Raw genomic sequence first — 22,516 nt, 5'->3', positions numbered from 1 at the left:
AAAGATAAAAGACAAACGACCTTTGCGGAAGAATGCTGCTATCGTTCCTTGATCTAATTTCAACAGCTAAGTCGATCTGAGCAAATCAAAATCTCCCTACTCAGATCTCTCATCACAATATCTTAATCCTAAAATCTAAGCAGGAACATTCTTATAGATATCTGGTAAGTTGCGGCAAAGACCGTTAAAATCCATCCCATACCCAACAACAAACTCTTTGCTAATCTCAAAACCAACGTAGGTCAGTTCTTCAAAATGGTATTGTAACGCTTCAGGCTTTACCAAAAGTGCACAAGCAATGACACTGGCCGGATTTAACCGCTTCACAGCATCTAGCGTATGCTTTAACGAATGTCCGGAGTCGACGATATCTTCCACGATAATGACATCACGCCCTTCCAGATCAATACCCAGTCCCAATAGCTCATTCAACTCAGACTGGCCTGTACCGATATAGGAGGCTAATTTAATAAAAGACATCTCACAGGGAACTTCTATCTGTTTGAGCAGATCTGCCATAAACATAAAACAACCGTTCAAAACGCCTATAAAAACAGGCTGCTTATGCTCATATCGTAGACTGATGTCTATCCCCATCAAACGAACCCTTTTCTGAATCTGTTCTTCTTCAAAAAGCGGTTCAAAAAGCAATCCGTCAATTTCTATTTTTTTCATTCCACTAAATTATTTTTATCGATAATATTTCCATCTCCGAGAGGGAGTTTCCGAAGTTTTATACCAGCTGATTTTTAGCGTCCACACCTGATGTCAATATATCAAAAGCTTTCTTAAGAGTAAGGCAACCAACCACAAACTTTTCAGTCAGCTACTTCTGTTCTTTTTTGGGATTTTTGGTCGTCTCCGTCTCCGTTTTTTCCTTTTCTTCTTTGTTTCGGCCCAGGATCTTATCGAAAATAGATCTCTTATGTTTTTCCGGTTCGGCCGTTTCCTCGTCCTGCTTTTCAGGATGAGACATCTTTTTTATCGTTTTAGGGAGGGAAACGCCTTCCAGATTATCAACTGCTGCCCCGTTGCCCAGGTCATCGAACAGCAGCGGATCATCGCCCATATCCAATGTATCTATCGAATCTACAACAGCAGGTCTGGCAGCACGCAGATGTGGCTGCAATACGACCTCATAGAAACCATAGGCCGATGTGGTCGAGTCAACACCTATCTGCCCAGTCTTAGTCATGATATGACCATAAATGTTAAAATAACGCAACATATTTCCTTTCAGATGCCCTGTCCAGTCAAAGAAGTTAAGCCCTTTCTTCGGACGTGGCACGATACTGGACAAAAATATACTTTCTCCAAGCCCAAGTTGCGCCGGTGTTTTTCCAAAATAGTAGCGAGCAGCTTCAGTAATCCCATATACATTATTTCCCCACTCGATCACGTTGAGATAAACCTCGTACATCCGTTTTTTACTTACCTGCTGCGAACGTTCCATCAGCCAAACCAACAAAATTTCCTCCAGTTTTCGAACCACGGTCTTATTCCGGTTTAGAAACACATTCTTGACCAATTGCATGGATATGGTGCTTGCGCCACGTTTAAAACCTTTCTCTTTAATATTTGTGACAATAGAGAGTTTGAAAGCCTTCTCCTCAAATCCTTTATGTTTAAAGAAAAATGGATCTTCGGTATTGATCAGACTGATCTGCATATAACGGGAAATTTGATCCAATGGCGTAAAATTTGGGTTTTGCGGGCCGACCACAATCTCACGCATGGGTTTTCCATCTTCATAGGCCGTATAGGTAAAAGGGGTATTTAGCATCCCAATATTAGCTTCACCCCATTTCACCACCTGCAGATCGCGGTCGTCCATTTTGGAAGAAAAAAGGAGTTTATCGGGTCTTTTTAATTCCAAAGCAAAATTTAGATCATATTGAATATGTCCCTCAACCTGAATTCCATCAAGCCCCGGAAATAACCCAACGGGCATGGCATCAAAAAAATCCTGCGCTTTGATTTTATCCGTGTGAATAGCTAGAAAAATTTCTTTTTCAGGCCTGTGTATATATTTTAAATAAGGAGAAAAAACAAAATCTTTTACCTGTACGGTACTTTCTTTACTGACCTCGATAGAAGAGGCTCCTATGTTGAGCGCCCCCTGCATGATCGCTTCAGGAAAAATAACGTCTTTACTGGAAATACGCCAATGATTTACTTTCAGGTTTTTAAATCCCCATTGTCCATGCAATTCCAACAGTTCCTTATTTCGTCGATTAGCTTTATCCAATCGAAAGGATATCTCATCAAAACTAACTGCCAGACCAAATTTACGCTGTAATAAAGGAAGGTTAACTTCCTTCTTATCCGAAAAAAGACGTAGGTCACATTCCTGATTGTCCGAATTTATCGTCCCTGTTAGGTTCCAAGCTGCCTCATGATCGTTCAACAAGAATTTGGATTCCATGTCACCACCATCGATAACGGCGGAAGGAATAACAATACGCTGTGAGGTACTGTCGTCTTTGTAGGAAAGCTCAAAATTTTTGAGATCGAGATCATTCGGGATCTTAAAGAATACATTTTTGAGCAGACGATCCGCCAATGCGGCCAAATTCTGCTTTGGGTTATCATTCTCAATGGTATCCTTCTTTTGTTTCTTAAACAAAAAATCATAGTTACTGATCGAATCTTTCTTGACCAATGATACGGTGGCATTATCCATAATAACCTCACCGAGCTTCACATCACCGAATAAAAGAGGCCACAATTTAACGGATACGGTCAGGTCATTAATTTGCGCCAGAGGTGCTCTATTTTTAGGCAGCAACTGTATATTTTTAAACTGCACCGCATTAATCCCCTGAAAAGCATAATACTGGATTTTCAAATCCATGTCATACTTTTCCAGCAGTTTCGCTTTTGCTTTATTGATCGCCCCCATGAGCATCCCATCTCTCTTTTGGTAAGCATAAACACCTACCGCGATTACCAAAATCAAGAAAACAGCCAAAGTAATATAAAGCCATCGCCACTTGCGCGACTTCAGAGATGTTATAAATCGATCGGACATAATTAAAATTTCATGCAAATCCATGCATATCAATAGTCAAACTTAGATAAATTTGCCTTTATATACAATTATAATTACACCGAAACCCGCGTGGGTATGGCTCGTTATTAAAGCTAGTCAAACTGAGCGCTGAATTGTCGGTCCAATTCCTAAAGTAAAGAAAACCTTGCTAGCAAAGCCAAAATGGAAACGCATTGTCCAGTCGACATGACTTCGCTTCAATTTTCTTTAAGGCGGCAGAGCCATTCATTAGGGACAGGGACCTAATTGAACTCCATTAAAAACAAACAAATGACATGAAATTGATCGGCAATGAGTAGTTTTGTATTCCATGATTTCAAATGAATAATAGATGGTTACCAAAGAACAAATATTAAATGCATTATCCTATGTTGAAGAGCCTGATTTAAAAAAGGATCTTGTAACATTGAATATGATTCAAAATATTCAGATCGAAGACCAAAAAATTGCCTTCGATGTCATATTGACTACCCCCGCCTGTCCACTAAAAGACCATATTGAGCATGCTTGCCGCAATGCTATAGCACATTTTATTGATAAAAATCTTGAAGTACAGATAAACATGACTTCCAATGTGATCGGTAAACAGGGAGCTCAGGTTTCAGGGATTAAAAATATCATTCTGGTCTCATCGGGCAAGGGTGGTGTCGGGAAATCGACAGTTGCAGCCAACCTAGCTTTGGCGCTTCACGCCAAGGGTGCAAAAACGGGTCTATTGGACGCCGATATCTACGGCCCTTCGCTTCCGATTATGTTTGGACTGGAAGGTGCGAAACCCGGTTCTGTTGAAATGCCTGACGGTCAGGTTAAAATTGAACCTCTTGAAAAGTTTGGTTTAAAATTACTCTCCATCGGTTTCTTTACCGATCCCAACCAACCTATCCCATGGCGTGGTCCAATGACCACTTCAGCCATCAAACAGCTATTTAACGATGCTAATTGGGGAGAGTTGGATTACCTTGTGGTTGATATGCCTCCGGGGACCGGTGATATCCATATCACGGTATCACAAACCTTCCCAATTGCAGGAGCAGTCATTGTCACGACACCACAGCATGTAGCACTCGCCGATGCAGTCAAAGGAATCGGAATGTTCTTGATGGACAGTATCAATATTCCGCTCTTGGGAGTTGTGGAAAATATGGCATATTTTACCCCTGCAGAACTACCGGACAATAAATATTATATTTTTGGTAAAGACGGAGGAAAACGCCTGGCCGAAGAATATAAGGTCCCCTTCCTTGGTGAGATACCATTGCTTAAAGGCATTTCCGATGCAGGCGACAACGGTTTCCCGATTGCAACAGATCAAGAAGACCCCGTGACAAAATCCTTTTTAACAATTGCAGAGAAAGTTGCACAACAACTTTCCATTATCCAGAGTCAGGTTTAAGCACTACATTTGGAAGCAGTTGCCCAACATGGCGGCTGCTTAATGCACATACGATTCTATTTAAACGTGATTTACCACAGTTTACTCAATAAGAAAGGCTTTCAGTTAACTGAAAGCCTTTCTTATTGAGTAATAGTTCTTAGTTAAACGTTCAATTCCAACAAAACCGGACAGTGATCCGAATGGACCGCATTCGCCAAAATTTGCGAAGCTTTGATTTGCGCTCCCAATGGTTTTGAGACCATATTATAATCAATACGCCAACCCAGATTTCGTGCACGCGCACCCGCACGGTAACTCCACCAGGTATAGTTATGCGGCTCCGCATTCAAATGACGAAAAGAGTCGATATATCCTGAATTAATGAAATTTTCCATCCATTCGCGTTCCTCGGGCAAAAATCCGGAGGAGTTTGCATTTGATTTCGGATTATGGATGTCAATAGCACGATGACAGATGTTATAATCTCCGCATACAACCAAATTTGGCCGCTCTAACAACAGCTTGTCACTATACAGCTGAAAATCGTCCAAAAAACGATATTTAAAATCCTGTCTTACATCTCCTGTTGTTCCAGATGGAAAATAAGTACTCATCACCGAAACTTTATCAAAATCAGCACGAATAATACGTCCCTCAAAATCATAGTCTTCATGACCGCAGCCATATTCAACATGCGTTGGAGAAATTTTGGTAAAGAGAGCAACACCGCTATATCCCTTCTTTTGAGCCGGATACCAGTAATGTTCATACCCCATCTCCTCCAGTAGCGCAATTTCTGGAATCTGGTCCGGAGTAGCTTTAATCTCCTGAAGACATATGACATCTGCATCCACATTTTTCAGCCAGCCTAACCAATCCTTCTTTAAAGCAGCTCGCAAACCGTTCACATTATAGGTTACTATTTTCATTGTTTAGATATGAGTATTGAGATATTATAGTTAAAATTTTACATCTGTAAGTCTGAGACTTACAATACAGCGCAATATTTTAATTGTTGTGATCCGATAACACCCGGAAAAACTCAGTGCGTTCTTTCGCAGTACATAATTCAATCAACGACAATTTAATAATCTTTGGAAGAGAATAGGTCACCAATCTTTGTAAAGAATCCAGTCTGTGGTTTTAGACCTTTCAGTTCACGTTCCAGATTAAGTGCCTCTCGTCTGGTCAACAGATGCATGGTCATCTTCTGATCCACCTCCGGCCGGTCATGCTTGTCTGTTTTTACTTCCGCAATCTTGTCGATCACTTCTATTCCATTCACTAATTCACCGAATACGGTATAATTCCAGTCCAGATGCGGAGCACCACCGATTGTTGTATAAGCCTGACGCTGTGTTTCAGAAAACTTCTTTCCATTCATCCGCGTCTGCTCCAGGCGGTCAAGATCCTCGGGAGTGAACACCTTGCCCTGAACAAGATAAAATTGAGACCCAGAAGACGCTTTTGCTGGGTTATTGTCCCGGGCAGCACCGATAGCACCTTTTTTATGGAATAATCCATCTTGGATTTCTGCAGGAATCGTATAACCAGGTCCTCCATTTCCTAACTGAGCACCACCGACTGCATTTCTTGAATCCGGATCGCCCCCTTGGATCATAAAGTTCTGAATAACCCGATGGAACAATGTGCTATCATAATATTTACTTTTTGCCAATTTCACAAAGTTGTCCCGATGTCGAGGCGTTTCATTATACAATCGCAATACACAGGTTCCCTTATCCGTAATAATCTGGACATATTTATACTCAGGTTTAGCGGCAAACGCCATAACCTGTAAAAAGCAAAATAGTGCTACTAAACAAACTTTTAAAAATCTCATGCTTTAGATGACGTTTAATTCTTCAAAATAATCAATAATCAAGGACTTCATGATAAGTTCTTGCTCCAATAATGTATAGTTGGGAATAGGTTTTACCAGTTCCCAATGCGGCCATCCTTCCTCATCCAATCCTTTGAGATTATAAAACCCCATCGAACTGAACAGACGGCATGTGGCAATATGCATCAGTTCCTCTTTCTGCCGTTTCGAGAAACTCTGCGGGCCTTTTCCCAATTCCTGTACACCGATAAGGAATAAACATACCTTGATGTCAGGTTTTTCCATATCAAATAGAGACGCGATTTCACGCTGTAGCGTGCTCCATTTCTTGTTTACTTCTGCTGCTTTCATTTTTTTTCCCTTTAAACAAACGAAGACAATTTCAACTTGGCATACAAGTTACATGTCTCCGATACAAAAAACCACACATTAACGTCATTACCCATAAGGCAAGCGCAATGACAAACCCAATATTATTCCTTCTTCTTTGACATTTTCTCGATCACCTCCATACAGCGCTTGTCAATCATCTGAAAAACCGGATCGAACAAATTATCATCAAAATATGGATCCGGAACAATATCATCAGCCAAAAACAATTGCACTTTCTCCAGGTCAGCTTTATTGGCAGCTTGTGCACATACATCTGCAAAATTCTGACGGTCCATGACAAAAATAAGGTCATATTCTTCGAAAAACGCCGGCTGAAAATGTCTTGCCCTTTGGCCGGATATATCGACCCCATATTTCTTTGCAATCGAAATTGCCCTTCGATCTGGCGCTTCACCAATATGCCAATCACCCGTGCCTGCGGATTCTACGATCCAGTTTAATTGTTTATCTTTTACTTTTTGCTTCAATATCCCATGTGCCAGTGGCGAACGACAGATATTTCCCAAACAAACCATTAAAATTTTCATTAAAATATTTTTTTAAAGCTATGAACCATAAAGAGCAATACGACAAATCGGCTAGCTGAATGCTCCCGACATTTGGACAGATCGCATTTTAATTGTAAAAACTCTTTAAATGTCCATAACAGGTACTATGTAACAATAAATCATAGACCTCATCCCTGACTATGATACCAAACAAAATCAGTCTATCAGATTTTATTGCACAAAATAACTAAACTTAAACTATTAAAGAAACAATCCTGATGAAATCATATTTTCTTATCGCAACTTCAACCTCAGGATGATTTTTGATGACTGGACATTTACAATTCTGTTTCCATGATTTCAATACCGCACAAACAGACCTTTATTCATCTCTAGCCAATAAGGTCTTTAATAAATAAAAAAGGTGGACTAACCTTACGGTTAGAACCACCTAAACTATATTAATCAACCAATTCTTAATTCAATTTTTAATATTCCACTGGGAAGCTCAACTGGACAGCACCTCCTTGTGGAGAGACACCTTTTAAGCGAACGATATTGCGTTGTGTTGCTCCCAATGCCGACTCGATATCATCAACACTGTTTACGGCTTTCCCATTGACCTCAGTGATCACCAAACCTCTTTCTACACCAAAATAATCAAATATACCACCACGGTTTACTTGTGTCACCACAACACCAGAGTTTACACCCAGTTCTTTCTTCTTCGCAGCAGAAGCAGGAATAAAGCTTGCACCCAATTTGTTGTAGATTTCAGTTGCACTTTTTGAAGCTTTTCCACTTGCACCTGAAGCTGATTTTAGCGACTCCTCACCTTTCAATGTCAACGAAACCTGTTTTTCTTTACCGTCACGTTTGTACGTAATATTTACTTTATCACCCGGACGCAGACGGCCAATAGTTTCACTTAATACCGGAGAGCCAGTGATGGTCTTACCGTTGATCTTAGTCAAGATATCGCCTTTTTTAATCCCTGCAGCTGCCGCAGCTCCACCGGCTACCGCATCCTCCACATATAATCCATTAACATCGGTGATCCCTTTTTCTTTGGCCAGTTCTGAAGTTATCGGCACATAACTAACACCAATATAGCCACGTTTTACATTACCAAATTCCACAAAATCATCCACAATTTTTTTCACTAAATTGACAGGAATAGCAAAACCATAACCTGCATACACCCCTGTTGGTGATGCAATAGCAGAGTTGATACCGATTAATTCACCGGAGGCGTTAGTTAATGCGCCACCACTATTCCCCTTATTGATCACCGCATCAGTCTGGATAAAAGACTCGATAGCAGAGCTTGCAAGTGGCTGTTCAGTAGCTCCGCCAAAAGGATTACCACGTTGTTGCTGTCCCTCTCTTAAGATACCAATATCACGACCTGTTGCACTGACAATACCAGCTGTTACGGTTGATTGAAGCCCAAGTGGATAACCAAAGGCCAATACCCATTCACCCACGTTTACATTATCTGAGTTACCCAACTTTACAACAGGAAGACCTTTTCCTGCTACTTTTAATAAAGCAATATCCGTATTTGGGTCGCGACCGATCAATTTCGCTTCATAAGTGCGCTTGTCTGTTAGCACCACCTCAATCTTATCCGCATCCTCTACGACGTGATTGTTGGTAACAATATACCCATCGTCAGAGATAATGACCCCTGATCCTGACGCTTGCACAGGTTGCGCCTGCATCTGACGGCGTCCCCCGCCTTGGGGCATACCAAAGAATTCTTCAAACATATCAAATGGAGAACCTTCGGATTGCTGCGAACCCTTTCTACTATATGTTGTCTTAATATGTACGACACCCGGAGCCACCGCCGCAGATGCTTGTGTAAAATCAGGATTGCCCGTTGAAGACATGACTCCTGTAGGGTTATTAGCAAAATAAACTTTCTGTTTGTCCTCAAAAGACATACTATCAAGTTTCTTATTTTCAATAAGCTTGTAACCACCTAATGCTACTGCTCCACCGAAAACAGCTGTTAATAGCGTTAAACCGACCTTATTCATAAACTTATTTCTATTTTAAAATGTCTTAATATAAGCTGATAATTTTTGCTCTTAAAATTACCGATTTTATTCGGATATGTTCAAATGTAATACCATTTAAAGGCCTTCGGAAAATCCGACACGTTAAAAAATGTTAATTGCTAGACAAATGCAATAATTTTAACAAATCTTAACTTCCTACCGCTTTTTTGTAACAAAAAAACGTATTATTGTTACTTCAAATCAATAGAATGGCATCGAAAATAAGATTTTCAAAATATCAGGGAGCTGGCAATGATTTCATCCTAGTCGATAATCGCGACAATTCATTTAACCGCGCAGACGAAGTTCTGGTGAAAAGCCTCTGTGACCGCAGGTTTGGGATAGGCGCGGATGGTCTCATGCTGCTTCAAAACAAAGAAAATTACGATTTTGAAATGATCTATTATAACGCTGATGGTCGAGAAGGAAGTATGTGCGGCAATGGGGGGCGCTGTATCGTGGCCTTTGCACATGATTTAGGCATCATTACTGACAAAACTGACTTTTTGGCAGTCGACGGCGCACACCATGCTTTCCTTTCTGCCGAACTTGTCAACCTGCAAATGATCGACGTACATGAATTTGGACGAGATGGCGATGCTTACATCCTGCACACCGGGTCACCCCATTACGTTAGCTTCGTTACAAACCTAAAAGAAAAAAATGTTTTTCAGGATGGCTACTCGATTCGCAACAACGCTACTTATGCCAACGACGGCATCAATGTCAATTTTATCGAGAAGGAGGAAAATGGTTATTTCCTACGCACATTCGAGCGTGGTGTAGAAGACGAAACTTACGCCTGTGGTACCGGTGCTACCGCTGCGGCAATGGCCGTGGCCCTACAAATGAACCTAGAAGGCGAGATCGTTATTCCTATTCGCGTACTAGGTGGACAATTGTATATCTCTTTTCATAAAAAAGGAAATAGCTTTACAAATGTTTTTCTCAAAGGCCCTGCTCAATTTGTTTTTGAGGGCAATTTCTAGTATTTGGAAAGACATATTACTATTGCCGGTCAATATAGTCTTGATACGATGCCAATTTATTACCTAAAATATTGCAGGCTATTTCTATAATCTACATTTTTTTAAATTTCATTCGGCAAATTACGTTTAATGGTATATTTTATTGTATATTAGATACCTTTATTTACAAGGTCCGCTATTTTTAATGCAACAGTCAAAGTCATTTCCAATATATAAAATCGTTTATTCTATTTGTGAGCATCCCTATCTTGGCTATCTCATTGAGCCACACATGGTCAAACTCAATCCGAACGGAACCTACTCACTACGATACCAACGTATATTTAGCAATACCGTAGATGCCTATGCCGCAGAATTGGATGAGTTAGATTACAAGCTGATCCGACTGCTCGACGATATCGAACAGACAAACCTCATCAAGAAATATTATAAAAAAGCAATCAGACCTGTAGATTTTTTCTCCAAAGTCTTTGACAAAAAGCTCTACGACCTGCTGCGACCCAAAATTGATGAAAAGATGATTCAATTTTTTGAGTCTATTGGGAATAAACCGCTCTTTATGATGAGCAAAGACGGTTACCCGGCAGACCAGGAAATTAAACCGGCAACGTCAGCTGCCTCTATCCTCTTCCACTTTCGCCGTAATGAGGAAGAGACACGTTACTTTCCAACCATAAAGTACGAGAATCAACGCTTGGAATTTATGTTTAAAAATGCCATTGTATTGACCAATGCACAGGCATGGCTACTCTTAAACAATACCTTATACTATTTCGATCAAGCGCTGGAAGGGAAAAAGCTTAGTCCCTTTCTCAATAAGCGATATATCTCTGTGGGGAGAAGTACCGAAAAAAAATATTTTGAAACTTTTGTCTGCGGATTGATTGAACGTTATCATGTTTATGCCGAAGGCTTTGAAATACAAACGCATCAACACCAGGCAATCCCATTGCTGCATTTAATTTATGTAGAAGATGGCGCATCGCAATTACAGTTGCAATTCAGATATGGCCCACATACATTTACTGCGGGAGCGGAAAATAAAGTGACTGTCCGGATGGAATATCATGAAGAGAAAGACTTATATATCTTCCATCGGGTCAAACGTTCTTTACAATGGGAAGAACAGCAGCACGAGAATTTAAAAGCCCTGGGACTGGAAGATCTGGACCGCCAACTTGGATTACTTGCACCATCTATCCAATTCGGAAAACGCATTTCAATATTTGACTGGATAAATAATCATCAGGAACAAATAAAAGCCTTGGGATTTGAAATCATACAAAACAGCGAACAGAAACGCTTTTTCATCGGACATACCTCATTGGACATCGCCATTGACGAAGATAATGACTGGTTTGATATCAGTGCCATTGCTAAATTCGGCCCCTACGAAATTCCTTTTATAAACTTACGAAACCATATTCTAAACAATATCAAAGAATTCACCCTACCTAATGGGGAAATCGCCATGATCCCTGAAGAATGGTTTGCACAATACAACCATCTCTTTCAGTTTTCTGCCGATAGACATGAACTTAAATTAAACAAAGTACATATCGGTCTGCTCTTTGAGATCAGCGAACATACCAAATTGGTCTTCAACCGTAAATTGCAAAATCTCGCGACGTTTGAGGAAATTGCCGATATTCCGGAACCAAAACATTTCAAAGGAAATCTTCGCCCCTATCAGAAGGCAGGCTATAACTGGTTTAACTTTCTAAAGCAGTATAAATTCGGTGGTTGTCTCGCAGATGACATGGGGTTGGGAAAGACCATACAGACTTTAGCCCTGTTGCAGCAACAAAAAGAGCAAATTACAGATCAGCAGGAAGTACACACCTCACTCCTGGTGTTACCAACATCACTCGTTTACAATTGGCAAAAGGAAGCACAGCAGTTTGCCCCACAACTCAAGATCCATTTGCATACCGGAAATAACCGTATTAAAGATGCCACACTATTTGCTAAGTATGACCTGGTAATTACAACTTATGGCATCGCACGTATTGATGAGGAAATACTGAGTGGCTTTTATTTCAATTACATAATCCTCGATGAAAGCCAGAATATTAAAAATCCGACCTCAAAATCATTTAAGGCCATAAAAAGTCTGAAGAGTAAAAATAAACTCGCATTAAGCGGGACTCCTGTTGAAAACTCTGTTTCTGATCTTTGGGCACAAATGCATTTTACCAATCCCGGTTTATTGGGAAGTTACACCTACTTTCAAAAAGAGTTTGTGCAGCCCATTGAAAAGAAAAAGGATGAAGAAAAAGCACAACGTCTTCAGGCGATTGTCAAACCGTTTATCTTAAGGCGTACAAAAGATCAGGTCGCAACAGAACTGCCCCCCAAAACAGAACAGGTACTGTACTGTGAAATGACCGATAAGCAATCGGAACTTTATGAAAAAGTCAAATCCGAATATCGCAACGCCATTCTCGACGGGCAATTGGACAACAAGCCAAAGTCAACCCAGATTGCCTTATTACAGGGATTGACAAAGCTTCGCCAGCTAGCCAATCATCCTAGAATGGTCGACGAGGACTTTGTTGGTGATTCGGGAAAATTTGACGCTGTCATAGAAACCCTTGAAATGGTGATGCAGCGAGGAAACAAGGTTCTTATTTTCTCCCAATTCGTCAAACAGCTTAATATCTTCAAACAATATTTTGATAAAAAAGGAACAAACTATGCCTACCTCGATGGCGGAACTAAAAACCGCGACGAAGCTGTTAGTCAGTTCCGTAAAAACAATAACACCAAACTTTTTTTGATATCAATCAAAGCCGGCGGTGTTGGTCTTAACCTGATCGAAGCAGACTATGTCTTTATATTGGATCCTTGGTGGAATCCCGCCGTAGAACAACAAGCGGTAGACCGTTCCCATCGCATTGGACAGACACGAAATGTATTTATTTACAAATTCATCAGCAAAGACACCGTCGAAGAGAAAATATTGGCGCTACAGAACCGGAAGAAATCTATTGCACAAACCCTTATTACAACTGAAGAAAGTTTTATAAAATCACTTTCTCAGGAAGATCTACACGAACTTTTGGCGTAATCCAGTCCAATCAATTTTTGTATTCGTTGATTTTCGACATATAAACCGAAGGACGGATACCCGTAACACGTGTAAAGATATTACTGAAGGACGACAGTTCATTGTAGCCAATCCGCATCGCAATTTCCAGGATGGAATAGGTATTTTCAGCCATCAGTTCCAAAGCCTTTGCAATGCGTATGGCTCTCAAAAAACGGATATAGCTAATCCCCATATCTTCCTTAAACAGCCGTGAAAGGGACCGGCTACTCATGCCAAACTGTGCCGCTACCTGTTCGATTGTAAAGGCCTGATCAATATTCGTATTTAGATACCGCGCTATACGCCGAAGCTTTTCATTCTTAGGATAGGGATGCTGCATAGGGAAAGCATCTATCGGCGGACTCATCTCCGGAATAATAGCCATCATCGCCCGCAATAGACAATACCTTGAATAGTTGTCTTTTTTACCGACCCCGCCTTCCCAATCCTGCGCAAACAAAAACATCTCCCGCATTAGATCATTGCTCAGAAATATGTTCGGCTCCAACAGAACAGGGTGAACTCCCGGCTGCTCTTTAAAGTAAAAACTATACAGGTGAATACGGGAACTGGAACTTTCCAGATGGTAGGCCGTATTTGCCGGTATCCACATATAAAACCGGCCCGGCAGATACCAATGCTTCATCGCAGTAAACACATGTATAATGCCACCGTCAGCATAAAGTAAGCGCGCTTTCCGATGTATATATTCACGCGGATCAATCCGATCTACATGCGTATGACACACATAAAAGTCGTTCCGGTCGTCATCTATAGCCACCAGTTGTTCCTGTTCCATAATTTAAAATTACACTTTTTTTACTATATGGCGCAAATGAACAAATATCCGTCCGACTATACAAAACTAAACCTCTACCTCCAGCAGTATCTTTGTGCAAAGTTTTCCTCCATGCTCAAGCCTATATATCCGGGCGACCCTGATTCAACAACAATTTGTCAGCCTTTTCTGAAATTGCCGTTCGAAGCACTGGGAGCCAATCATCCAAACCACAACCGGCAGATTTACTGGAGCGTAGATGGAAAAGCAATAAAATATTCATAAAAATAAGAATGGGTAAAGAAGAAAATAAAGACAGGACAAAAGGATTTAATAAAGTTTTAGTTGTATTTGCCGCGGTCCTGCTCCTTGCCGGAATCGGTATTTTGGGCAAACATCTGTTATTTACAAGTCAACACGTAACGACAAACGATGCTCAAGTTGATCAATATGTAACGCCAGTAGCAAGTCGAATATCAGGCTTTGTGAAGGAGGTCAGGTTTGAGGAAAATCAATATGTACATCGTGGAGACACGTTATTACGCATAGATGCCAGCGAGTATCAGACCAAAGTAGATATGGCGAATGCCGAACTTCGAAGTAGTCAACGGAATGCCGAAGTAATTGCCAAAAGCGCAAATGTCACCGCCAATAGCATTTCCGTCCAAAAAGCAAGATTAGAAGCAGCCAAAGTAAGTGTATGGCAAACTGAACAAGATTACAGGCGATTTAAAAATTTGTATGAAGCAGATGCTGCAACCAGACAACAATACGATAATGCCAAGGCAGCGTATGACATTTCTTTGGCTCAGCTCAATGCCATTCAGGAAGAATACAACTCGGCACGATTAAATACAAGCAAAGAAAAAGCTAGCGAACTACCTGCGAAGGCCAATATCGATATTAAAAAAGCAGCAAAAAACAATGCCGAAGTCTTCCTGTCCTATACCGTAGTGACGGCACCTTATGACGGCTTTGTTGGAAAAAGAACGATCCAACCGGGCCAATTTGTTAAAGAGGGACAGACTTTAGTCAATGTCGTCAGCGAAGAGAAATGGATTAATGCCAATTTTAGAGAAACACAGTTAGCGGACCTAAACGAAGGAACCGAAGTCACCATACAGGTGGACGCTTTTCCGAAATTACATTTGAAGGGAAAAATTCATTCCTTTTCTCCGGCATCAGGATCCAGATTTTCCGTCATACCCCAAGATAATGCAACCGGAAACTTCGTTAAAATCGAGCAGCGCATACCCATCAAAATTGTCTTTGCACCAAAACAGGATCTGACAAAACTACGTGCAGGAATGAACGTTGTGGTACATGCGGCCCACCAATCTTAATTATTCATGAGTTCAAACAAATCTTTATATTACAGCTGGGTTCCCGAATGGATTAAACTTCCCATGATGATGTTGGCCATGTTTCCACATCTCATGCTGATGTCCCTGTTTCATTCGAACACCGCTTTTACCGCTTCTACATTGGCAATCGAAATGGAAGATATTCAATATTTTCTTTCGTTGATGTATGGTGCTATTGTCGTAGCGCTGTTGATATTCCAACGGCTATTTGCCTTCTTTCGGGTAAGGACATATATCCTGCTGACCTGCACGGTATCCATCCTCATTTTATTGGCCATTTCTCTGACCAGAGATCCCTTCCTCATTGCGGTGCTCCGGGTGATCGAGGGTATTTTTTGTGTTCTTGAAGGCGCTTGTTTTCTTCCCTTGCTGATGATGCAGATCAGGCATTCCAAAAGCCGCACCATTGCCTATTTCTTCTTGTATACTTTTATGCTGACAGGCGGAACAATAACAACATCCCTCTTAAAAGAAAGTATTATGGATTATGGTTGGGAGGATATGATTCATGTTGTGCTCTATTGGCATTTGATGGTCATCGCGATTGCTTTACTACTTTTGAACAACAGGAGATTAAGCCGGAAATTCCCACTTTATCAATTGGATCTGGCCAGCTGTCTCTTTCTGCTGATTTCGTTAAGCTGTGGCTCATATGTGTTGATTTATGGTCGTAAATATTATTGGTTCGAACACAACACGATCACAATTAACCTCGCACTTTTCCTAATTTTCGGGGCTCTTTTTGTAATCAAACAACATCTCGTAAGAAGACCACTGTTTCATTTTGAAATTTTGAGCTATAAGAACGTTATTTTTGGCGTTTTCCTATTTTTTCTATTTTATCTGATCCGGAGCAGTCTCAATAATGTCTACGCTGTCATGTCCAATGTATGGCGGTGGCCTTGGCATTACGTTGTTGACATCCAATACATTAATGTAGTGGGGACCATAGTGGGAGTAAGTAGCTCAGGAATACTCTTATTGCGCGATGTATCACCGAAATACATCTTTGGACTGGGCTTCCTGGTGTTGACCACATCCTGCTTTTTGTTTGTCCCTACGTTCTATCCCGATACCACTGTTTGGGCAATAGGCCTGCCACTATTTCTCCAGGGAATCGGACAGGGCTGGCTTTTTACGCCACTTGTGATCTATATTCTAACAGGAGTTGCTCCACATCATGTGGGCAATGCAGGTTTAATGGGCACGACCGTTAGATTCTGGAGCACCAATATTGGCTTTGCGCTGATTCAAAACATCACTTACACCTTAAATCAAAAACATTTTATCCAGATCGAACAACACTTAAATACGAGCAATCCGATCACAGTCACCTATTGGAGCGCTTTGGTCGAAAAATACTTGGGAACATCCGGTGATCAATTGGCAACGAATCTTGCCAGTAAAAGTCTTCAGACAACAATTACCCAGCAAGCATCCCTGATCAGTAATATGGAGATCTTTACCTATCTCGGGATCTTGGGAGGAGCCATCACCTTAATCATTTTTCTATTTGCTCCCGCCAAGGCACTGTTTATGCGGTTGAGAATACCATATTTATAAAAAAAAGCCATTGCAACGAGTTTGCAACAGCTTTCCTATACGGTATATTTTTAGTCACTAGGCGTTAAACGCTAGAAGAGCCTTCTTTATACGCTCGATAACTTCGTTCTGACCGAGTAATTCAACGATTTGAAATACATCGGGACCAAACTTACCACCTACCAGCATAATCCGGAATGGCATCATCAATTCCCCCATCTTCATTCCTGAGTTCTGAATCGCTTCTTTAAAAAATGCCTCCAGCTCAACTGCTTTCCAATCTGAAAAGCCTTCAAATGACGGGATGATGTTTTCAAAAAATGCTGTCTTCTCCGCAGACCATTTTGGCTTTACGGAATTCAGATCGTATTCAACAGGCTGTACAAAAAAGAAAGCAGCTTGGCCCCAAAAATCTTCAACAAAAGTTAAACGCTCTTTGACCGCTGCCAATACGCGGTTTACATAACCTTCTTCTGCTTCTATTTGATGATGAGCCAGCACCTCCTTGATCTGAGGTAATAAAGAATCGCTCGAAGAACGTTTAATCCATTCGTGATTGAACCATTTTGCTTTCTCAAAATCAAATTTTGCTCCGGCTTTGCTAATGCGCTCGACGCTGAATTTTTGGATCAGCTCCTCCAACGAGAATAATTCCTGTTCAGTACCGTCATTCCAGCCCAATACACCAAGCATATTGACAAAAGCCTCAGGCAAGAAACCCATTTCACGGAACCCCTTTGTCGTATCACCAGATTTGGCATCCGTCCAGTTCATGGCATAAACAGGGAACCCCAAACGGTCACCATCACGTTTACTTAATTTTCCATTGCCATCAGGTTTAAGGATCAGCGGAAGATGCGCCCATTGCGGCATGCGCTCACCCCATCCCAGATATTCCCACAACAGAATATGGATCGGAGCAGAAGGCAACCATTCTTCACCACGGAAGACATGGGATATCTCCATTGCCTTATCATCCACAACAACAGCTAAATGATAAGTAGGCATTCCATCAGCTTTAAGCAATACCTTATCATCGACAAGGTTGGTATCAAAGGCAACTTTCCCACGGATCATATCCGTGAATGATACAGTTTCCTCCGTAGGGATCTTTATCCGGATGGTATGCGGTGTTCCCGCATCCAGTAATCGTTGTGTTTCAGCATCACTTAAGCTCAAAGAATTACGCAATTGCAACCTGTTTTCATGGCTATAACGGAAATTAGGCTGCAGCTTACGCTGCTCTTCCAATTCCTCAGCTGTATCGAATGCGTAATAAGCATATCCATTCTCGATCAACTGTTCTGCATATTTGCGGTAAGATGGTTTTCGTTCACTTTGACGGTAAGGGCCATATTGACCACCTTGCAACGGGCTTTCATCCGGAGTCAGGCCACACCAAGCTAAACATTCGTTGATATACTCCTCCGCTCCCGGGACAAAACGAGTTTGGTCCGTATCCTCGACACGTAAAATAAAATCTCCCTGATGCTGACGTGCATAGAGAAAATTAAACAAAGCTGTACGTACTCCTCCAAGGTGAAGACCACCAGTAGGACTCGGTGCAAAGCGCACTCTTACTCTTCTTTCTGAACTCATGCCGCAAAATTACCACAAAATTTTTGATTTGGATAACAGGATGACTTCTAAGGTAAAATAAAAGTGCATAAAACAGACATTTATTCATTAATTTGCAGCTGAGTACAAAATACGGAATCATGAAACCCTCTCAGATAAGCCAACAACGCTGGAAATTTATTTTGCTCATCTTTGCGGCGATCATTGCCATCGCATCCTTGGTTTATACCAATTATCTTGTCCGGAATCTCGCCCATGCCGAACGTTCCAAAGCCGAGGTATGGGCAATGAGCACCAAAAATATCATGACCATGCCCGATGTGGACGATGAATTCATTACATTCATCTATGCTGTCAGAGATAGTTTAAATCTACCTGCAATCATCACCGACGATAAAGACGATATTATTTTTTGGCGCAATCTGGATTCCACCAAGACCAATATCAAGCCAATCCATAATGACAGTGTTACAAAGCAGCTGGAATATGACCCAAATTATTTCCATAAACAGCTTGCCTTTATGAAAAAGAGTCATCCGCCCATTACTTTGGAATTGGAAAATGGTCAAAAATGGCATGTTTACTATAAAGACTCTTGGTTTTTACAGCAATTGCGTGTATTCCCCTATGTTCAGTTATCACTTATTGCCCTCTTCCTGATTATTGCTTATACCGTTTTCAATTCCATTCGAAAATCCGAGCAAAACCTTGTCTGGGTAGGGCTAACAAAAGAAGCCGCCCATCAATTGGGAACCCCCATATCTTCATTAATGGGCTGGCTGGAGCTGATTCGCATCAAATTTGACGCTGAGGAAGACGATACGCTGAATGAAATGGAAAATGATATTAAACGATTGGAGATCGTCGCCGATCGTTTTTCAAAAATAGGTTCAACACCTGTGCTGACCAATCACAACCTCTATGAGGTCATCAAAAATTACGTGGATTATTTCCGGATACGGACCAGTAATAAAATTACATTCGAATTAACGGGAGATACCCATGTAGAAGCCAAACTTAATATTCCACTTTTTGACTGGATTATCGAAAATTTATTGAAAAACGGCGTAAATGCAATTGGCACAGAAGGAAAGATAACTGTTAATATTTCAGAAAATATTGCGAAAGAAGAAATTTTTATAGACATTAGTGATACGGGCAAAGGAATTCCAAGATCAAATTTTGAATCTGTCTTCCAGCCGGGTTTTACAACACGTAAAAGAGGTTGGGGACTTGGCCTTAGCTTAACCAAACGAATGGTGCGGTATCATCAAGGACAAATCTTTGTTAAAGAATCTGAAATAGGTAAAGGAACAACTTTTCGAATAATCTTAAAAAGCAACTTAAAATATGAAGCCACTCAAATCTGACGAATATCCGGCAGTATATGCTCCTTATATTGAGACTGTAGTCGATAATGTATTAGATGTATTGGAAGAACAAACGCTCTCTTTTCCGGCATTTCTGGATACCATTCCAGAAGAAAGAGGTAATTTCAAATATGCCGAAGACAAATGGACAATTAAAGAAGTAGTCGGTCATGTTATTGACAATGAGCGCATCATGGCTTACCGTGCCTTGCGATTTTCACGCAACGATCTGAAAGAGCTGGCCGGTTATGATCAGGACTACTTTATTCAACACTCCCGTTACAATGACCGTACATTGGAAAGCCTAAGCAAAGAGTTTACTTATCTGCGTAAGGCCAACCTCATGCTGTTCAACAGTTTCAACGATGCTGAGTTAGAACGCAAAGGCATGGCCTCAGAGCGACTGACCAGTGTCAAAGCATTATTATATGTGATTGCTGGACATCTTAACCATCACCGCATTATAATTCAGGAACGTTATTTAAACTCAGACGATGTCAAAAATTTGGTTTCAGCCTTACAACATTGAGGAAATAAATGTCTTTTTCAATAAATACCTATCCGGTTTATTGGAAATCAGCGCGACCGAAATTGATGACAACAGCATTACGGCAACCATGCCCGTCACAGATAATGTGAAACAACCTCATGGTATCCTACATGGTGGTGCATCGGTGGTACTCGCAGAATCGTTAGGCAGCATTGCATCTAATTTAGTCGTCGACCCAGATAAATATCGCGGTGTAGGGCTCGAAGTCAATGCAAATCATATCCGGCCGGTAAGCAGCGGAATCATTACGGCAAAATGCAGCCCAATTCACATTGGTCGATCGACACATATCTGGGAGATAAAAATGTATGATCGCTTCGATAAGCTGAATTGTATCTCAAGACTTACAGTAGCTATCGTGCCCAAATAAGACCGAGTTTGCTAACTCGATTTATTAGCACCATGTAATTCGAAATCAACAATATTAACAAGCAAAGAAGAATAATTTTAACAATTTATTCTTCTTTTTTTTGCCAAATAATTATCAAAATCCCGCTTTATTTATTTCCGATATTCAAGAAAATTAAGTAGTCTTGTAAGATGGATATTTTAAAAATCAACAAAAATAGCATGCAATCGTTTGCCTAAAGCTATTTTGTACTGATTGACAAATCCGTGAACGATAACTTAACTAAATATATAAAATAAAACATGACCACTAATCCTAACGTTGGTAAAACAGCTTTTCGCCCTATGGCCATTTGCTGTGGATTATTTTTTATCCTCGGTTTTATTACCTGGGCAAACGGAACGTTAATTCCGTTCTTAAAGATTGCTTGTAATTTAGAAACAGATTTACAGGCATTTTTTGTAACCTTCGCATCCTATATTGCTTATTTTTTTCTGGCACTTCCAAGTTCAGTTATTATAAAAAAAATAGGCTTCCAAAATGGCTTAGTAGTCAGTCTTGTTATATTAGGTTTGGGATCCTTGATTTTCATCCCTGCGGCCGATAGCAGAAGTTATGGGTTATTTTTAACGGGGATATTTATTCAGGGATCGGGTATGGCCCTACTTCAAACTGCTGTTAATCCTTATTTGAGTATTATTGGCCCAATAGATAGTGCTGCACAACGGATCTCGATAGCAGGATTCTTTAATAAATCCGCAGGAATTATTGTACCGATATTATTTGGAACACTATTTTTGAAAGACGCACAAAATGTAACGGCTAAATTAGAAGCTACAGTAGATCTAGTGCAAAAAAATGCCATTTTGGATGACCTCCTCCAACGCGTTCACACGCCTTACATCTCCCTGGCTGTAATCTTTGTTGCATTCGCAATTTTCTTGAAATTCACACATCTTCCAGAAGTCGACGTTGATGCAGAAGAAGAAAGTGGAGAAGAAAATGGCAATGTCATAGCGAAAAAAACGTCGATCTTTCAATTTCCACACCTCTTCTTAGGAGCACTGGCCATTTTCTTCTGTGTTGCGGTTGAAGTAATGGCAGGGGATATCATTGGTGTCTACGCACGGGAGCTAAAAGTAGATCCGTTCTTTACAACATACGCCACAGCTTTTACACTTTCGTGTATGCTGATCGGGTACATTATCGGTATCATCTCGATTCCTAAATATGTATCTCAACAGATGGCACTACGAATCTGTACCATTATAGGAATTACATTTACGCTTATATCTGTTTTTACAACCGGAACCACATCATTTGTCTTTGTTGCTTTATTAGGAATTGCAAACTCTTTAATGTGGCCAGCAATTTTCCCATTAGGAATCAAAGGGCTAGGAAAATTCACAAAAACCGGATCGGCCATCATGATCATGGGAATCGCAGGTGGTGCGATTTGGCCATTAGTCTATGGTTATTTAAAAGATCATTTGCATATTGATTTTCAACATGCATTTCTTTATGCCATGATTCCCGGATATTTATATATCATGTACTTTTCAATAGCAGGTCATAAAATTGGAAAAAAAGCGTAAGAAAAGTACCGAAGAATTTCACAAAAAAGGGCNNGCCCTTTTTTGTGAAATTCTTCCTATTTTTAAAAGATAAATCCAAGTTCAGTTGCAGCA

Annotated in this window: 19 protein-coding genes; 10 read left to right on the top strand and 9 right to left on the bottom strand. The window is 40.7% G+C overall.

Going from position 1 to position 22,516, the window contains the following annotated elements; all coding sequences use genetic code 11:
* Positions 1–135 precede the first annotated feature (135 nt).
* Positions 136–675, bottom strand: a complete 540-nt coding sequence (locus B4G94_RS21385) for a phosphoribosyltransferase (protein ID WP_108634784.1) — start codon at positions 673–675, stop codon at positions 136–138.
* Between the two features lie 151 nt (positions 676–826).
* Positions 827–3,031: a transglycosylase domain-containing protein gene (locus B4G94_RS21380; protein WP_286861816.1), complete on the bottom strand. Its 2,205-nt coding sequence runs from the start codon at positions 3,029–3,031 to the stop codon at positions 827–829.
* Between the two features lie 352 nt (positions 3,032–3,383).
* On the opposite strand from B4G94_RS21380, the gene B4G94_RS21375 reads away from it, so the two are divergent.
* Complete coding sequence (locus B4G94_RS21375) at positions 3,384–4,445, top strand: Mrp/NBP35 family ATP-binding protein (RefSeq protein ID WP_286861814.1); 1,062 nt, start codon at positions 3,384–3,386, stop codon at positions 4,443–4,445.
* Positions 4,446–4,588: 143 nt separating this feature from the next.
* Here B4G94_RS21375 and B4G94_RS21370 read toward each other — a convergent pair whose 3' ends face one another.
* From B4G94_RS21370 to B4G94_RS21350, 5 genes are all read right to left on the bottom strand, one after another.
* A complete protein-coding gene (locus tag B4G94_RS21370) occupies positions 4,589–5,356 on the bottom strand; it encodes an exodeoxyribonuclease III (protein ID WP_286861812.1) in 768 nt (255 codons plus the stop codon).
* Positions 5,357–5,511: 155 nt separating this feature from the next.
* A complete protein-coding gene (locus B4G94_RS21365) occupies positions 5,512–6,270 on the bottom strand; it encodes a peptidylprolyl isomerase (protein ID WP_108634781.1) in 759 nt (252 codons plus the stop codon).
* A 3-nt stretch (positions 6,271–6,273) separates the two neighbouring features.
* Positions 6,274–6,621 carry a hypothetical protein gene (locus B4G94_RS21360; RefSeq protein WP_121120779.1) on the bottom strand — a complete coding sequence of 116 codons (348 nt, stop codon included), beginning with the start codon at positions 6,619–6,621 and terminating at the stop codon, positions 6,274–6,276.
* Between the two features lie 122 nt (positions 6,622–6,743).
* Complete coding sequence (locus B4G94_RS21355; protein ID WP_286861808.1) at positions 6,744–7,190, bottom strand: low molecular weight protein-tyrosine-phosphatase; 447 nt, start codon at positions 7,188–7,190, stop codon at positions 6,744–6,746.
* A gap of 449 nt (positions 7,191–7,639) precedes the next feature.
* Positions 7,640–9,196, bottom strand: a complete 1,557-nt coding sequence (locus tag B4G94_RS21350) for a Do family serine endopeptidase (RefSeq protein WP_108634778.1) — start codon at positions 9,194–9,196, stop codon at positions 7,640–7,642.
* Positions 9,197–9,426: 230 nt separating this feature from the next.
* On the opposite strand from B4G94_RS21350, the gene dapF reads away from it, so the two are divergent.
* Together dapF and B4G94_RS21340 are read left to right on the top strand one after the other, a co-directional pair.
* Entirely contained in the window at positions 9,427–10,206 is a 780-nt protein-coding gene (dapF, locus tag B4G94_RS21345; protein WP_286861805.1) for a diaminopimelate epimerase, read from the top strand.
* Between the two features lie 184 nt (positions 10,207–10,390).
* Positions 10,391–13,276: a DEAD/DEAH box helicase gene (locus B4G94_RS21340; RefSeq protein ID WP_286861803.1), complete on the top strand. Its 2,886-nt coding sequence runs from the start codon at positions 10,391–10,393 to the stop codon at positions 13,274–13,276.
* Positions 13,277–13,286: 10 nt separating this feature from the next.
* On the opposite strand, the gene B4G94_RS21335 is transcribed toward B4G94_RS21340, so the two are convergent.
* Positions 13,287–14,096 carry a helix-turn-helix transcriptional regulator gene (locus B4G94_RS21335; RefSeq protein ID WP_286861801.1) on the bottom strand — a complete coding sequence of 270 codons (810 nt, stop codon included), beginning with the start codon at positions 14,094–14,096 and terminating at the stop codon, positions 13,287–13,289.
* A 36-nt stretch (positions 14,097–14,132) separates the two neighbouring features.
* On the opposite strand from B4G94_RS21335, the gene B4G94_RS21330 reads away from it, so the two are divergent.
* Genes B4G94_RS21330 through B4G94_RS21320 form a run of 3 tightly spaced genes read left to right on the top strand, consistent with a single transcriptional unit; the run spans position 14,133 to position 17,002 of the window.
* Positions 14,133–14,360: a hypothetical protein gene (locus B4G94_RS21330; protein ID WP_286861799.1), complete on the top strand. Its 228-nt coding sequence runs from the start codon at positions 14,133–14,135 to the stop codon at positions 14,358–14,360.
* 8 nt (positions 14,361–14,368) lie between these two features.
* Positions 14,369–15,418, top strand: a complete 1,050-nt coding sequence (locus tag B4G94_RS21325) for an HlyD family secretion protein (RefSeq protein ID WP_286861797.1) — start codon at positions 14,369–14,371, stop codon at positions 15,416–15,418.
* Between the two features lie 6 nt (positions 15,419–15,424).
* Positions 15,425–17,002, top strand: coding sequence for an MFS transporter (locus B4G94_RS21320; RefSeq protein ID WP_286861795.1), 1,578 nt, complete (start codon positions 15,425–15,427; stop codon positions 17,000–17,002).
* Positions 17,003–17,059: 57 nt separating this feature from the next.
* Here the strand turns inward: B4G94_RS21320 and gltX are convergent, their stop codons facing one another.
* Positions 17,060–18,580, bottom strand: a complete 1,521-nt coding sequence (gene gltX / locus B4G94_RS21315; protein WP_286861794.1) for a glutamate--tRNA ligase — start codon at positions 18,578–18,580, stop codon at positions 17,060–17,062.
* Between the two features lie 119 nt (positions 18,581–18,699).
* Between gltX and B4G94_RS21310 the strand changes: the two genes are divergently transcribed.
* From B4G94_RS21310 to gluP, 4 genes are all read left to right on the top strand, one after another.
* Positions 18,700–19,929, top strand: a complete 1,230-nt coding sequence (locus B4G94_RS21310; RefSeq protein ID WP_286861793.1) for a sensor histidine kinase — start codon at positions 18,700–18,702, stop codon at positions 19,927–19,929.
* Positions 19,910–20,458: a DinB family protein gene (locus tag B4G94_RS21305; protein WP_104383679.1), complete on the top strand. Its 549-nt coding sequence runs from the start codon at positions 19,910–19,912 to the stop codon at positions 20,456–20,458. Before B4G94_RS21310 ends, B4G94_RS21305 begins: the two co-directional genes overlap by 20 nt.
* Positions 20,424–20,849 (top strand): hotdog fold thioesterase, encoded by a 426-nt coding sequence (locus B4G94_RS21300; RefSeq protein WP_108634770.1) that lies wholly within the window; start codon positions 20,424–20,426, stop codon positions 20,847–20,849. Before B4G94_RS21305 ends, B4G94_RS21300 begins: the two co-directional genes overlap by 35 nt.
* 281 nt (positions 20,850–21,130) lie before the next feature.
* Positions 21,131–22,423, top strand: coding sequence for a glucose/galactose MFS transporter (gene gluP / locus B4G94_RS21295; RefSeq protein WP_108634769.1), 1,293 nt, complete (start codon positions 21,131–21,133; stop codon positions 22,421–22,423).
* Positions 22,424–22,516: the final 93 nt, after the last annotated feature.

The sequence above is a fragment of the Sphingobacterium sp. UBA7625 genome (assembly GCF_002484085.1).
Taxonomy (GTDB): domain Bacteria; phylum Bacteroidota; class Bacteroidia; order Sphingobacteriales; family Sphingobacteriaceae; genus Sphingobacterium; species Sphingobacterium athyrii.
The sequence above is the reverse complement of the archived record's forward strand: the minus strand, read 5'-3'. Positions and strand labels throughout refer to the sequence as shown.

Coding starts and splice junctions, on each gene's coding strand:
- B4G94_RS21385 (WP_108634784.1), bottom strand. CDS start 675: ATGAAAAAAATAGAAATTGACGGATTGCTTTTTGAACCGCTTTTTGAA.
- B4G94_RS21380 (WP_286861816.1), bottom strand. CDS start 3,031: ATGTCCGATCGATTTATAACATCTCTGAAGTCGCGCAAGTGGCGATGG.
- B4G94_RS21375 (WP_286861814.1), top strand. CDS start 3,384: ATGGTTACCAAAGAACAAATATTAAATGCATTATCCTATGTTGAAGAG.
- B4G94_RS21370 (WP_286861812.1), bottom strand. CDS start 5,356: ATGAAAATAGTAACCTATAATGTGAACGGTTTGCGAGCTGCTTTAAAG.
- B4G94_RS21365 (WP_108634781.1), bottom strand. CDS start 6,270: ATGAGATTTTTAAAAGTTTGTTTAGTAGCACTATTTTGCTTTTTACAG.
- B4G94_RS21360 (WP_121120779.1), bottom strand. CDS start 6,621: ATGAAAGCAGCAGAAGTAAACAAGAAATGGAGCACGCTACAGCGTGAA.
- B4G94_RS21355 (WP_286861808.1), bottom strand. CDS start 7,190: ATGAAAATTTTAATGGTTTGTTTGGGAAATATCTGTCGTTCGCCACTG.
- B4G94_RS21350 (WP_108634778.1), bottom strand. CDS start 9,196: ATGAATAAGGTCGGTTTAACGCTATTAACAGCTGTTTTCGGTGGAGCA.
- dapF (WP_286861805.1), top strand. CDS start 9,427: ATGGCATCGAAAATAAGATTTTCAAAATATCAGGGAGCTGGCAATGAT.
- B4G94_RS21340 (WP_286861803.1), top strand. CDS start 10,391: ATGCAACAGTCAAAGTCATTTCCAATATATAAAATCGTTTATTCTATT.
- B4G94_RS21335 (WP_286861801.1), bottom strand. CDS start 14,096: ATGGAACAGGAACAACTGGTGGCTATAGATGACGACCGGAACGACTTT.
- B4G94_RS21330 (WP_286861799.1), top strand. CDS start 14,133: ATGAACAAATATCCGTCCGACTATACAAAACTAAACCTCTACCTCCAG.
- B4G94_RS21325 (WP_286861797.1), top strand. CDS start 14,369: ATGGGTAAAGAAGAAAATAAAGACAGGACAAAAGGATTTAATAAAGTT.
- B4G94_RS21320 (WP_286861795.1), top strand. CDS start 15,425: ATGAGTTCAAACAAATCTTTATATTACAGCTGGGTTCCCGAATGGATT.
- gltX (WP_286861794.1), bottom strand. CDS start 18,580: ATGAGTTCAGAAAGAAGAGTAAGAGTGCGCTTTGCACCGAGTCCTACT.
- B4G94_RS21310 (WP_286861793.1), top strand. CDS start 18,700: ATGAAACCCTCTCAGATAAGCCAACAACGCTGGAAATTTATTTTGCTC.
- B4G94_RS21305 (WP_104383679.1), top strand. CDS start 19,910: ATGAAGCCACTCAAATCTGACGAATATCCGGCAGTATATGCTCCTTAT.
- B4G94_RS21300 (WP_108634770.1), top strand. CDS start 20,424: ATGTCAAAAATTTGGTTTCAGCCTTACAACATTGAGGAAATAAATGTC.
- gluP (WP_108634769.1), top strand. CDS start 21,131: ATGACCACTAATCCTAACGTTGGTAAAACAGCTTTTCGCCCTATGGCC.